Below are 13832 nucleotides of genomic sequence, written 5' to 3' on the forward strand. Positions count from 1 at the left end.
AGGAACCAATATTAAAAACAAAAAAATGAGCTCGATGATTGACATTTCCCCATAGGTTTTGTTCAAACTTTAAAGAGATGACGCGCTATCGAACTCATTATAATCACAAATCTGAATTATTCAATATTTCTTGGAAAAGTAAAATTGCCACTTTTATTGATTTTAGTCATCATAGTCATCGTCATAGTCTTCATCATCATCATAGTCTTCATAGAAATCTTCAGGATGTCTGGTGATAGGGACATCGTTAATTACTCGTATATTTGCTCTACCCAAGTCAACATTGATCATGAATGATGGAATCTCAACCGAGAACAGCCAATTTCCTCTTTCCCGATATACATATCCATCCCGGTAAGGATCATAAAAAGTATTATAATCTTTGAAATAAACATGATGACGCGAATCGTAGCGATGTGCACGCGCCCAAGAAGGGATGCCGTGTTTGCGACGCTCTTTGATATATTCTTTACGTCTTTTTACGGATTCACGATAATACTCTGATTCTTTTTTATTCCTCTCACGGTAATATTCATCTGATTTCTTTTCCCTTTCACGAATGTATTCGCGACGTTTCTTATCAGCCTCCTTGCGGTGTTCCCAATATTTGTCGTCATGGCCTCGTTGCGCCTTGGCCTCAATAATCCCGGCCGAAAGTACGGTAAGACCGGTAACAATAATTAATAGTAACTTTTTCATGTCAATCATTCTATAGATCCAAAACCCTACTCTAAAATTATACCAGTTCAAATATGAACATCTATTGTTAGGACCGGCTGTCTTAAGGAAAGTTTAACGGGAATAATTTTCTTAGTATACTTTTTTAGTTTGATATAGCCTGTATTTAATAATCCCTCTGGAAAATCTGCAATTTATATCTACATTTGTTATTAATTTTTCGTTAAACTTTAAACTTTTATTGCAATGAAAAAGTTATTCTATGCCCTAGCAATTTCGGGTGTTCTATTTACTGCATGTAATAATGCGACTACTAAAGATGATCATGGACACGATCATACAGATGGTTCTCACGACCATAGCAAAGGAGAGGTTCATACTCACGCAGATGGTACCACACATGAGGGAGCTGAGCATGCTGATTCTACCAGTCAAGAGGAATTCTCTGTAAAGCAGGATTCTTCAGCAAAAGGTGACGCCGCTAATTCGTTAGAAAGTAAAGAACACAAGCACGAGGACGGAGAAACTCACGTCCACTAACTGAAATCTAATAAAAAAACATGCTAAGGATAAAATCTTGCTATCCTTAGCATGTATCTTGTCGCTTATTAGCTGTGAACAAAAGCAGGTAGATGATGGAGATGCGATAGATCATTGATTGTTAAGAGTCGTTAATGTACTTTACGAGAATAATATTGAACTCTTGGTAGAGTTTAGGTCTTTGGTCAGAAAGCAAAATTTACCGCGCATTGTACCGTTTTGGACGAAAATTCCGAACCATTATACCAATGCTCTCTTATTGTTTGCCTGCTTAGGGATTAGCGATTGAAAGCAAGCGCAGATTCATTACCCTCTCCAGGGATAGTCATGAGTTTTTGGTTTCAGAAATGAAATATATTATTTAATAGGATTATTGAACTCGTTTACAATCTATATGCTCCTACTAAATCAAAAGTCAACGCTTAGGATTAATATATTAAATTGGGCCTATTGTGAAAACAACTCTGGACTGATAACTTGCTGCAGGGACGGTCACAGATACTCCCCCCAAACGTAATTGGACGGGAATATTATTGTACCTGGCGAGCGCTAATACAGCTTGAATAGTGAATAATTCTGTGTCAAAGGTTGTGATAGGTTGATAAGTGGTGCCACCATTTATAGCGCATAGTACACAGACTGTTGAACCATTGCCCGTTCTTCTAATGGACAAATTAAAAGAATTGTGCCAGTCTGGATTTGCTTCATATCGTACTGAAACTTTACCGCTTGCTAATAATAGTGGCACTTGCACGGTGAGTAGAATTTGATCGACAGGACTTTCATAGATGCCAAGATAGTTCGATCCGGCCTCGGTAAGTTGAATAGGATTCACATTCCAGGTGGAACCAAGTACACTCAAGGTCCTTTGTCCATGCGCAGCTCCTCCAATAAGGATAACGAATAGGAGAGCAAATATTCTACGTATGGTTGTTCTTTCGAAATAAGAACCATTCATTAAAGTCTTTTTCATAAAATTGACTCAAAGAAACCCATTTCATCTTCTTGAGTGGGAGGAATGGAGTCATTATTCCTTCTTTGGTTAAAGAATTCTTTCTGATTCTTGCGTAAGAAACCGATGTCATCAAGAAATCTATCGGTTGATCTGAAAAATCTTATATATATAGGTGTTCTGCGCATTTTTTATTCACTAATAGTATAACTGATTACAATGATGGTGTTTATCGAGGTTGATAAATCTGAATAATTATTAGTTGTTAAAGTCAAGCTAAGTTGGTGACCACTACTGACGCCACTTCCAGTGAATGCACCACCAATTCCATTGATAATTATCGTTGGAGTCGTCCCCAGAATTACCTGACCACTAGGAATTCCTAGGGCTCCTCCGCCTGTTAATGTGGCATTACCTGTTAAGATCTTTATATCGACTCCTGGAATTGTTTGGTTGATCGATGCCGATATGATTCGGCTATTTCCTCCGACAGCAATAGCCGAGGTATAATTTAGCCATTTGGAAGAATTGATAGCGGGAGCAGAAATTGGTTTACCAGCCTCAGTGGGAGAGGTAAAGCTCATATTGATATTTCCTATGGGTTCGATGTCCATTAATGCTAGGCTTGGAAGAGTAATTGCAATAGTACTAGACCCCGTCGTTTGGCAAAATGCCCCTATAGGAAAAATTAGACAACACAAGAGTATAATTCGATGAATATAATTCATTCGGCACCTCCCTTATATCCGATTTCTATTGTCTGTTTTTGATGTTTGATTTCTAATTGTCTCTTTTGTACTTCGATATCTACTTCTTTGGTTTCTCCGGCTTTTAGTATCAGATCGTATGTATCGGTTAGTATTCGGAAACGTTTATCAAGATTATTTGGGTAAATTCTGATCGTCCATTTACCTGGCCTGAGGTAGGTGAAATCAAAATCTGTCCCTATGGCAGCTCTTTTTCGAAAAGTTTGAGTTCCGTTGGAAATTTCAATAATTACATAATCTACTTGATCCTTCTTGGAATGGGTTGGTTTTTTTGTATATAGTTGTACATTCTCCTTTTCAGGATCTATAAGGTTGATTTGACCAATTATTTTTGCTGCCTTAGTCATTCCAAAATTAAACATGTTTGGGTTATTTTTATCAATTTTTAATTCGATTGGAATGGGGATATCACTAATATCATTTATTGAGAGGCTTGTCCGATCTACTTCTAAGAAATAATCTCCCGGGACTACATTTTTGAAAATAAACTTACCTTGCCTATCTGTAATAGAAACATGTTGACCAAGATTTAGTTTTATGCCATCGGTTCTTTTTACACCCAAATTATTAATTTTCCCATGCAAAGCAGTATAGGAGGCAACCTTACGAATAGGTAATTTTAATTGCATCGTATAACGTAAAGATACAATGAAATCTTTGTGCCCTAACTCCCCTCGCTGGAGCATATATCTTCCCGATAATTCCAAGGAATGCGTTTGCCGGATTTTTTGTCTGAAGAGCACTTCGAATTGATTTCTATCCCTGAAATAGTCCTCAGGCATAAAATTGTTCTGATAGAAGATATTTAATGTGCTTTTTGAGGACAACGTACTCATAATTCTTGCCCCGTAATATACATTTCTCTGGTTTTTTTCTTTATACCTAGAGGTTTTAGCTAGACTTCCAAATATATTAAATGAGGTATGGTATTTATCAAATCCGAGGTTTGCGGTGTAATAATTAGAATTCCCAGAGAAACCTGTAATATGGTTGTCTGTTTTTCCGAACTGACTTTCTAAATTCAATTGAAAATCACCTATTTTTTGGTTAAGAGAGAGTCTCAAAAAGAGTTCCTCATAATTGAATTGCTTTGGTGTTAAGCGATCCTCATATCGTTGATAACCATTGTAGAGAATGATGTTTCCATTTTTGTTATACCGATAGTTTACGCCATAGTGAATGTCGGTCCTATATGGAGCAGCATACAACAGGGTATCTCGTTGAAAATTTTTAGCATCTTTATTGAAATTGGCGAAAATTTCTACCTTTTTGAAAAGGCTATATTTCACGTTACTATTAATCATTGAGGTATTGGTGTAGTACCCGGAAAACCGAGGATTGGCGACTAAATATCCAATATTGACATTCGTTTTTTTGAAATTACCGTCTCCTTGAATTCGATAAGCAACGCTTTGATCATTTCCTGAATTGCTAAAAGCAAATTCCCCTAATAAATTTATTTTATCAAGGACTCTGGTTTTAGCTATCAGATATGGAAGATGCGCATCACTTTCTAGATCATAGTTCTGAAACCTTAATTCGTTTATACCTTTTAGGGGAGATTTATACAAATAACCTACCGTAAAACTGGTATTGGGATTTAAATTATAGGTTGAATATAGGTTAAATTCGTCTTTTATATCTCGAAAGAATCTTGGTTTGTTGTAAAAGCTCCCTAAAGTTATTTTTCCCAGATCAACTCGTATCTCTGCTCCTCGTCCATATCTAGCGTATTCAGTGAGAAAAGATGAAGAATACACTTTGTCTCCTAAATGAATATAGAAATTATCTCTTTTGTAGTTGATGAAGTATTCTTCATATTGAGTGAAGGAGTTAAATTCAATTGGGTTCTTAGAGACGGCCCTGAATTCCAACTCATCATTGTTTTTTTTGCTGAGAGTTCCATTTCCATAAATTTCACCTTGAAAACCTTGCTGAGAGATGTTTTTATTACTCATTCTATAAAATGAGACAGAACCTGAAATCGGGAATCTTTGATAAATATCATCTGTGATTGGTACTACAGGAATGATAGTAACCATATTATTGGAGATGTAAGTGTGCGGTGTAGAGCCAGTCGTTTGAGCCGATAGCTCAAGATTATGCGTTTGTGTTTTTCCTATTTTAGGATCACTTTGATGACTAATAGTAATTAGTTTTTCTTCACCAGGGGCTACTGTTATGATGGGTTCCTGTTGAACAAGAGTACTTCGAGTTTTTAAGTGCAAGGTCTCATGTGTGTTCCCTTTATTTTTTAATAAAATGGTTGCGCTAATAAGCTCTCCTGCCTTGGTAAACTCCGGGCATTGTAAGGTTGTTAAGGAAATATTTTGGATATTTAAGATATTAATCGTTAGGGATTGCTTTGTTTTCTTTTGGCTGATCTGTTCCGTTAAATACAGTGCAATTGTTTTCTTACCAGCGGCTGCCTCAGGAGAAATAATCAATGGAATTATGATAATAGTATTTTCTTTGGCATTTAAGCTTACATTTTTATTTTGTAATAAGGGGATAATCCGCTCGTCGGATGTATGCACGGAAAGATCAAATGTTTTTTTTTGCGTTGAGGTATTTTCAATTATAAAAGAAACGGAGCTAGCTGTTCCAGGATTTAAACTATCCTTTTTTTCGTTCGTTTTTCCTTTTTGAATTTGCGCTTGAATCATTACCGGAAAAATTAGGAAAAGTAATAACCTGAAATACCTATTCATTTTTAAATCTCTAATTCTACTTGTAGCGCAAAAGTATTCTGATCTTGGTCTGAGGCATAGAGTACTGCTTTGTACTTGCCCGCAGGTATGCCATCGATATCTATAATGTAGGATTTGGATGTGCCAGGTAACAATCCCATGGACTGACTGTAAAGGTGGCTAATTTTTTCTCCACTTTTTATATCGTATAATTCAATGGAGACGACAGGTTTACAAAATACAAGACCTGGATTGGCCAGTGCTACCTTTAATAGTTTTTTTTGACCAGTTCTATCCACGTCAATTTGCTTGAATAGAAGTTCTGGTTTTAGATTTTCTGTGGAATAATTGGTAATGATCTGAATTGCATACCGTACAATGGATGTGATCTGAACACCTGTTCTGTTGGCATTAGGGACTATGTCTTCTATGGGCTCAACGATTATAGTACTCCAGTAGGTCCCTGCTTGGGTAATACTATCCGGCACAATAATTTCATAATTAATCTCAGTTTTTTCTTTTTCCTTCAGATTAATCAAATTATTGTTGATGTTGATCCAATTGGTATTTGATTTTTTATTGGTGGACGGTGCGGTATAAAAAATTTTGCCATCATATTGATACGTGAGGTCCTGCAAATAAAGCTTTACCGTCTCTGGACTTGATCCAGTGTTTTGGATTTCGATTTTTCCTTTGTAAACTTGACCCTTTTCGGTTTGATAGGTATGAGTCAGGCCATTAAGTATAACAATTCCAGCGCGCAAATTTTCTGCGGATATGGATAATAAAATAAATAATAAAAGATATTTGGCCATTTTCCAGTGAATTTGTAAATTTTAGATATAGCAAAAAGGGGCAGAATTACTCTTTAGGTATTTTGCCCTTTGATTATTAAGATGTTGGTTTGCGTCCTCTTAATTGTCTGAAATTGTGTAAGTAACTGTCGTTACAGTCGTTGCTGTGGCTTCTAAGTCCGCATAAAGTCCAGTAGTACTTCCTGGAGCTAATACATAGGTTAGATTGTGTCCATTTGAAGTTCCATCGCCAGTATAAGCACTGCCTATCCCTGAAATTACAGTCTGATCTGCTGTACTTAAGGTTAATTGAGCAGAAGGGGTGCCAAGTGTACCCTGTCCGAGGCCAGTGGCAGCAGCAGCAGTCAATTGAATATCCACTCCTGGGACTGCGGCCGAAAGTTTTACGGAAACATTTCGAGTTGCGTCTGTTGTAGATTTTATGGAAGAGTAATTTAACCAGAGCGAACTATTTGCAGCACCAGCCACAATTGGAAGTCCGGCCTCATTAGGAGCTGTAAAACCTAAAGTTATATTTTTGGTCGCCACAGGTTCTACGTCAAGTATTGCCACCTCGGGTATACTGATGGTAAGCGTGTGGTTGTCTGTGTTTGAGTCCTGCGCATAAGCATTCACTGTTAAGCTCAATGCAAGAACAGTGAATATTTGTTGAATATTTTTCATCTCTTTTTAATTTAATAATTAATTCAACGAAATATACACATATTTTCTCGAATAGAATGAGCAGTTTCGATAGAAGAAAAATAAATATTTCCAAATAATGAAAAAAAATATTTAAACATCTGTTTATCAATGTTTTAAAATGGCAATTCACGCTGTAATTTTTGAATTTATTTGTTGCTTTAAGAAGCGTTTGCAAGGACCTACACGTGCTTTATCAATCTATCAATTACACCAATGTATCAGCGAATACGATTCTCAAAAATTAGTGGAACAGAAAATTGGAAATATTTCTTTGTTTTGAAAGATCTAAGAATTAGTTTTGTGTTAAATCGATTTTGATTAACCATGAAATTTGGAAAGATATTTATCCTAACTATGGCCATGCTTGTTTTATCAAAGCCATTCTTTCCTATTATTTTCTATTTTGTTAATTTAGATTATATCAAAGAATATTTCTGTATTAACAAAGATCGTCCGATGCTTCACTGTGATGGGACTTGTTTTTTAGCAAAAAAAATTGCTGAGGCAAAAGAAAAACAACAGTCCGAACGCCTTCCTTTAGATAATTCTGGTAATAAAATGGTCCAAGTAGATTGGGTCTTCAAATTTAAATTCGATTTTCCTGAACCTGCAAGTCAAGACAGTGCTGTCTCAAATTACGTTTATATCGCATATTACGATATCTCACAAGATAATCCTTATCACCCTCCGCAATTCATATAATCTTCCTGTTTACAACATTTAAGCATGAGCGTTAAGATTATGGGCTTTGCCCGTGTCCGCTTTTGCCAATCTTAAACAATTGGTAGGTCATCAAATAAGTCTACCTAATTATATGTATATGCTGAATTCCAAAAGTCCTGTTGGACTAAAACATATTATATGTCTTTATCTATTATTGACATTAAGTTCTATTAAACCCGTTTTTTGCTCTTCATGGCTCGGCACAATAGGACAGGAAAAAATCACAATAAATGGCGTAGTTGAAAGTCAATCTGGTCTCCCACTATCGAATGTAACGGTTCAGGAGATGCAAACCTCTATAAGTATTCAAACGAACAATAGAGGAGAATTCTCAATAAAAATAGCTAAAAATAACACTCTGAAATTTTCATCCCTGGGGTATGAATCTAAACAAATTAGCTTCAAGCACACCCAAACAGTCAAACTTGAATTGACCGAGAAGTCAAATGAGATGGACGAGTTGGTTATCACTGCTTATGGAACCGCAAATGCGAGAAATTTCACAGGATCATTAGATCAAATAAAAGGGGATAATCTTCGTAAAACAGCATCAGCTAGTTTTGAAACCGCATTACAAGGAAATGTACCAGGTGTTAATGTGTATACAACTGGTCAGCCAGGTGCTGGATCAAATGTTCAGATTCGTGGGATAGGCTCGATTAATGGTATAAGAGAACCTCTTTATGTCTTGGACGGAGTTGTTATTAACAGCGACAATAATTCAAGAATTGGAGGCAATGGTTCGGTCAACCAAATAAACCCACTTTCCTCAATCAATTCAAATGATATTGAAAGCGTAGCTATTTTGAAAGATGCGGCGGCCGCTTCACTCTATGGTTCAAGGGCCGCTAATGGAGTGGTAATCATAACCACCAAGAAGGGATTTAATGGAAACACCGAACTTTCTGTGATGGCCAATGCAGGCCTGCTCAGTAATTTGACACAGGAAAAGACTATCAACAATCAAGAATTCAAAGATCTGTGGAAAATGGGACAAATTCACAGATATATACAAGATAACGAAGAAGCTGATTATTTAAAGGTGTATAGGGATCAGAGCTTGTATTCCAAATACGCATCTATGGCGAAAAAGGATTATGAATCGATTTATGGGACTCAAGATGCCCATTCTGATTGGCTTGACGCTATTTACCGCAATGGAAATAATCAACATTATTCTTTATCAGCCAAAGGTGGTTCCCATACAACTCAATTTTACTTATCTGGAGAATACCTTAAACAAAATGGAACAGTCATTCGATCTAGTTTGGATAGAAAATCTGGAAGATTGAACCTAGAGAACAGGGCCAAATCATGGCTCAATATGGGGGTTTCTTTATCGGTTTCTAAATCCGATCGAAATAGTGGACAATACGATTCAGAATACGTTGGAGGATTGAATCCTTTATTTATGGCAAGGGTATTACCACAAGCAGCGCCTATATATGATAAGAATGGATATATGGGATTAGCCAATTTGCCAAATCAAATAGAGAAAAACGCCAATCCGATTGGGGTAATCAAAGTTGGTAAGTACAATAATAAAGATGTGCGGCTCAGGGGATCAGTCTATGGAGAATTTACTCTCCCATACGGGGCGAAATTAAAGTCGACCTTGGGAATTGATCATCAAAGTCTGCAAGAAATTTTATATGATAATAAGGTCTTCGGCGCCGGTGGGGGGCAATGGAATGGGGCATTGTATGTTGCTCAGGGGGAATTATCACAATATAGTTCGACTAATTTGCTTACCTATAATAAGAACATTTTAGCACATAGTTTTGATGTGCTGTTTGGCTTCGAGGCCCAAGAATCGAAGATGAAATCCATAAATAATTCTGGTTATGATATTCTGGATAGTGAGCTACTCTCCTCGAGTAGTATTGGAACATTATGGTCTTGGAATGGCCATTCAGAAAATTATTCTTTATTGTCTTACTTCAGTAGATTGAATTATGGGTTTCGAGAGAAGTATTTTCTGTCGACGAGCGTTAGAAGAGATGGTTCTTCAAGATTTGGAGAACAGGCTAAATGGGGCGATTTTTGGTCAATATCCGGAGCCTGGCTGCTCTCGGAAGAAAGTTTCCTGAAAACTAGCCTATTGAATTATTTAAAATTGAGAGTTAGTTATGGAACTAATGGAAATCAACCTCCAAACTATTACGCTTCATTAGCTTACTTCACGACAGCCGGGAAATCTTATGCTGCCGAATCCGGACTAAGCTATGGTCAGCTGGCTAATCCGGATTTATCCTGGGAACTCAGCCAAAACACAAACGTTGGCTTAGATGGACAACTGATGAATCAATTGGGTTTTACGATTGAATATTTTCATAAGAAAACGACCAATTTATTGTTGAATATACCAGTCTCCTTGACAACTGGTTTTACCAGTCAGCTGCAAAATTATGGCGAAATGGCTAACCGAGGATGGGAATTCAGTCTAAAATATAATGCGATAGTACGAAAGAATTTTTCTTGGAATATTAAGTTTAATGCGACTCATCTGAGAAATAAATTGAACAGATTGCCTGCCGATTTACTGCCAACATACTCGGCCTCAAATGGACAAAATCCAATAGCGAGTAAAGTCTCAGAGAGTTTAAATTCATTTTATTTAAGGGATTATGCTGGAGTAAATTCAACCAACGGTGCTGCAGAATATTATGTTCTAAAAGAAGGAAAGCGAACTGGTGAAAAAACTACGAATGCTGAACAAGCCGGTTTTGCTGTTTTTGGTAATGCACTTCAAAAAATTCAGGGCGGACTGTTAAATCAATTCAATTATAAAAATTTCAGTCTAGACATTTTAATCAATTATGGATTGGGTGCAAAAGCATACGACTGGACAGCTTTTAAAAGGGATGATGATGGCTTTTTACCGCAATTTACAAGTACAAAGGCACAATTGAAGCCGTGGACCCCGTTAAACCCAGACTCACAGATTCCAATTCGGGTTAACGGAAACACCAGTTTTTCCAATGATGTTTCCACTAGACATTTATATCGGGCGGATTATTTAAAAATACGCAATATGCGTCTTAATTACAGCCTCCCAGATACTAAATTCTTTCAACAGGGTATCCTGTATATTCAAGGAGATAATTTATTTCTATGGACTCAATTGGATGACTATGATCCAGAGGCTATTAATAATGGCGTCAATCTATTTCAGACTCCAACCTCGAGGAGCATAATGCTTGGCCTTCAATTTAAAATATAATCATGAACTATAAAACTATTAAAATAATACTATTGCTCTCGTATTTCTTAGTTGGATGCAATAAGGAATTCTTGAATCCTAAGCCCGATCATATTATTTCTGAGGATTTGGTAATTCATTCAATGGACAATCTAAAAGCACTCTTGACGGGCTCCTATAACGAGATTTCTAATGGTAATTATTTAGGAAGAGTACTTTATAAGCGCTCTGCAGTAAAAAGTCCTGATTTTCGTTTTGTCCAAACGGTTTTCAATCCAAGAAATTATGAACAAATAGAATATCGTTATCAGGAGAGCGCCAATAATACTGGTAGCGCCTCAGTACTATGGTTGCAATGTTATAAAGCGATTGGGAACCTAAATCTGATTCTAGCTAACATTGATCAAGTCTCAGGAGATAATGAATTGCGGAAACAGATTAAAGCAGAGACCTATGCGCTCAGAGGCATGGTGTTTTTTGATTTGGCCAGAACCTTTGCTTACCCATGGATTAAAGAGAATGGCAGATCTCAGGGAATTCCTTTAAAATTGAATCCATCAGAACAGGTGATTGAGCGAGGCAATTTAGAGCAGACCTATGCACAGATTTTATTGGATTTAAAAAAAGCAGAAGACTTGTTTTTAGAAAAGCCATTATCTCCGGAAGATTCGAAGTACATGAATAAGCTTGCCGTTCAGGCGTTAATGTCTCGTGTTTTTTTATATAAACAAGACTGGGACAAAGCCTTAGAATACGCAAAGAAAGTGATGGAGAAGATGCCCGAAGAAAAACTAATGAGCGCTGATGAATACATTTTCGCAGACTTTACTTCTGAGTCCATATTCACGCTAAAGGTCGACAATGAAAATTCTTCGGGTAGTAATGGATTGGGAGCTCAGTTTGATTTCCGTAAAGGTGGACAAGGAGACATTTTGGCAACGCAGAGTTTTAGTGAACTTTTAACTGAATATGCGGGAGACCCTCGGGCAAAATTTCTGGTAAAAGACAAGGAGGGAAATCAAGCATCTTTTGTGAAATATATCAATCGTAGCGATGGTGCAGGACTAAGTATGCATAATATTCCGGTGATTAGGTTGTCTGAAATATTTTTGATCGCCGCAGAGTCATGTGCAATGGGAGAAGCTAACCATGACCAACAAGCCCAGATGTATTTGAATAGCGTCATCAAAAGACGAACACTCAATTATCAAAAAGACAAAGCAACAGAAATTGGCACGGAGCTATTAGGGAGAATTGCTGCCGAAAGGAGAAAGGAGTTGGCCTTAGAGGGGCATGAAATATACGATTTAATCCGTACAGCAAAACCAATAATAAGATTGCAGCGGGATCATATCAATACCGGCCTAAGTCGGGATAATTTGAATTTCCCCAGTTTCTCACCAAAAACAATATATCCCATTCCAGCAGATGAAATTGCAGCTAGCGGGATGACACAAACAATTGGCTATTAATTTTATCATTATGTATTCTTTAAGCAAAAAAATTGGTTTTTTATACTTTCTAAGCATTTTGGTTTCATGCGCACCAGAACAAGAGAAGTCGACTGGACCTAGAGAATTTCCATTACCTGAACACACTTCAGCCATTCTTCCGCATTTAACTAGCGAGAACGGAATCGTATATCTTTCATGGATCGATACTGTCTCCGGGACGAATTCGATAATGCGTTATGCAAGCTACCAACACGATAAATGGACAGATGGGCAAATATTAGCAACTGGGGAAAACTGGTTCATCAATTGGGCAGATTATCCAGGTATCTCGGTCAATCAGAACAAAATCATGAGTTTTTATCTAAATAATAAAGGGTTAAATCGAATGGCCTATGATATTTATTACAACTTAGCTGGCATAAATCAGAAGGAGCAAAGCGATTATATGCTGTTAAACAAAGACCACACAGATACTGAACATGGTTTTGTGAGTATTGTTCCGGATTCTGATTCAACATTTTTTATTACTTGGTTAGATGGGAGAAACATGCTAAAAAATCAGGGGCACGACCATTCTCATACCCATTCAGGAGCGATGAATGTGCGTGTTGCTCAGGTTGATTTTGACGGAAATATTTCTAAAGAACGGATAATCGATGAAATGGCATGCACCTGTTGTCAGACTACAACGAGTATGACCGTGAATGGTCCTGTGGTGATCTACAGAGACTGTTCTGCTGATGATATTCGAGATATTGTGATCGTCCGCAAGGTCAAAGATGAATGGACTAAACCTAAACCTATACATCAGGATAATTGGTTTATTCAGGGATGTCCGGTGAATGGTCCAAAATCAGATGCAATAAAAAATTCATTAGCTGTGGCTTGGTTTACTGGCGCTAATGGCAAGTCAAAAGTCCAGGTTGTTTTTTCTAAAAATGGCGGGGAGACTTTTAATAAACCAGTTGTGGTTAGTGATTTTGAGGTTTTGGGTAGAGTAGATCTGCGATTACTTGACCAAGATAAGGCGATTGTTAGCTGGATGGAATCAAAGGGAGGAGATACTTACTTATATGCCCAGGCTGTTAACAGTTCAGGTAAAAAGGGGACCAAATTATCGGTGACAAAAATTTCTGCAAACAGGAAAACAGGATTTCCACAGATGGAAATTGTAGATGATCGGGTCTATTTTACATGGATTGATTTAAAACAGGGTAGCCCAAAATTAAGGATGGCATATTACCCTGTCGAGTATTTTTTAGAGCGGGCTCTCAAGAATTAGTTAATTTATATATTGTCAGAATACTCAATTCTCGAGAATTGAGTA

Annotated in this window: 11 protein-coding genes; 5 read left to right on the forward strand and 6 right to left on the reverse strand. The window is 37.1% G+C overall.

The window, feature by feature from the left end:
* Window positions 1–162 precede the first annotated feature (162 nt).
* The gene (locus AC6CHH_RS09125) at window positions 163–699 is read right to left on the reverse strand and encodes a hypothetical protein (protein ID WP_498282024.1); all 537 of its coding nucleotides are present in this window, start codon (window positions 697–699) and stop codon (window positions 163–165) included.
* A gap of 225 nt (window positions 700–924) precedes the next feature.
* On the opposite strand from AC6CHH_RS09125, the gene AC6CHH_RS09130 reads away from it, so the two are divergent.
* Complete coding sequence (locus tag AC6CHH_RS09130; protein WP_498282026.1) at window positions 925–1218, forward strand: hypothetical protein; 294 nt, start codon at window positions 925–927, stop codon at window positions 1216–1218.
* A gap of 436 nt (window positions 1219–1654) precedes the next feature.
* On the opposite strand, the gene AC6CHH_RS09135 is transcribed toward AC6CHH_RS09130, so the two are convergent.
* From AC6CHH_RS09135 to AC6CHH_RS09155, 5 genes are all read right to left on the reverse strand, one after another.
* Window positions 1655–2191, reverse strand: a complete 537-nt coding sequence (locus tag AC6CHH_RS09135; protein ID WP_498282028.1) for a hypothetical protein — start codon at window positions 2189–2191, stop codon at window positions 1655–1657.
* A gap of 170 nt (window positions 2192–2361) precedes the next feature.
* The gene (locus AC6CHH_RS09140) at window positions 2362–2784 is read right to left on the reverse strand and encodes a hypothetical protein (RefSeq protein WP_498282030.1); all 423 of its coding nucleotides are present in this window, start codon (window positions 2782–2784) and stop codon (window positions 2362–2364) included.
* 110 nt (window positions 2785–2894) lie between these two features.
* On the reverse strand, window positions 2895–5648 hold the full coding sequence (locus tag AC6CHH_RS09145; RefSeq protein WP_498282032.1) for a COG1470 family protein: 2754 nt from the start codon (window positions 5646–5648) through the stop codon (window positions 2895–2897).
* Window positions 5649–5650: 2 nt separating this feature from the next.
* Entirely contained in the window at window positions 5651–6442 is a 792-nt protein-coding gene (locus AC6CHH_RS09150; protein ID WP_498282034.1) for a hypothetical protein, read from the reverse strand.
* Window positions 6443–6541: 99 nt separating this feature from the next.
* Window positions 6542–7105 carry a hypothetical protein gene (locus tag AC6CHH_RS09155; protein ID WP_498282036.1) on the reverse strand — a complete coding sequence of 188 codons (564 nt, stop codon included), beginning with the start codon at window positions 7103–7105 and terminating at the stop codon, window positions 6542–6544.
* Window positions 7106–7450: 345 nt separating this feature from the next.
* Between AC6CHH_RS09155 and AC6CHH_RS09160 the strand changes: the two genes are divergently transcribed.
* The 4 genes from AC6CHH_RS09160 to AC6CHH_RS09175 all read left to right on the forward strand — a co-directional run bounded on the left by AC6CHH_RS09160 (window position 7451) and on the right by AC6CHH_RS09175 (window position 13787).
* Window positions 7451–7828: a hypothetical protein gene (locus AC6CHH_RS09160; RefSeq protein WP_498282038.1), complete on the forward strand. Its 378-nt coding sequence runs from the start codon at window positions 7451–7453 to the stop codon at window positions 7826–7828.
* Between the two features lie 118 nt (window positions 7829–7946).
* Window positions 7947–11072 carry a SusC/RagA family TonB-linked outer membrane protein gene (locus AC6CHH_RS09165; protein WP_498282040.1) on the forward strand — a complete coding sequence of 1042 codons (3126 nt, stop codon included), beginning with the start codon at window positions 7947–7949 and terminating at the stop codon, window positions 11070–11072.
* A gap of 2 nt (window positions 11073–11074) precedes the next feature.
* Window positions 11075–12523 carry a RagB/SusD family nutrient uptake outer membrane protein gene (locus AC6CHH_RS09170; RefSeq protein WP_498282042.1) on the forward strand — a complete coding sequence of 483 codons (1449 nt, stop codon included), beginning with the start codon at window positions 11075–11077 and terminating at the stop codon, window positions 12521–12523.
* A gap of 10 nt (window positions 12524–12533) precedes the next feature.
* Window positions 12534–13787 carry a hypothetical protein gene (locus AC6CHH_RS09175; protein WP_498282044.1) on the forward strand — a complete coding sequence of 418 codons (1254 nt, stop codon included), beginning with the start codon at window positions 12534–12536 and terminating at the stop codon, window positions 13785–13787.
* The last annotated feature ends 45 nt before the right edge of the window (window positions 13788–13832 follow it).

It is taken from the genome of Sphingobacterium sp. GQ94 (assembly GCF_059758715.1).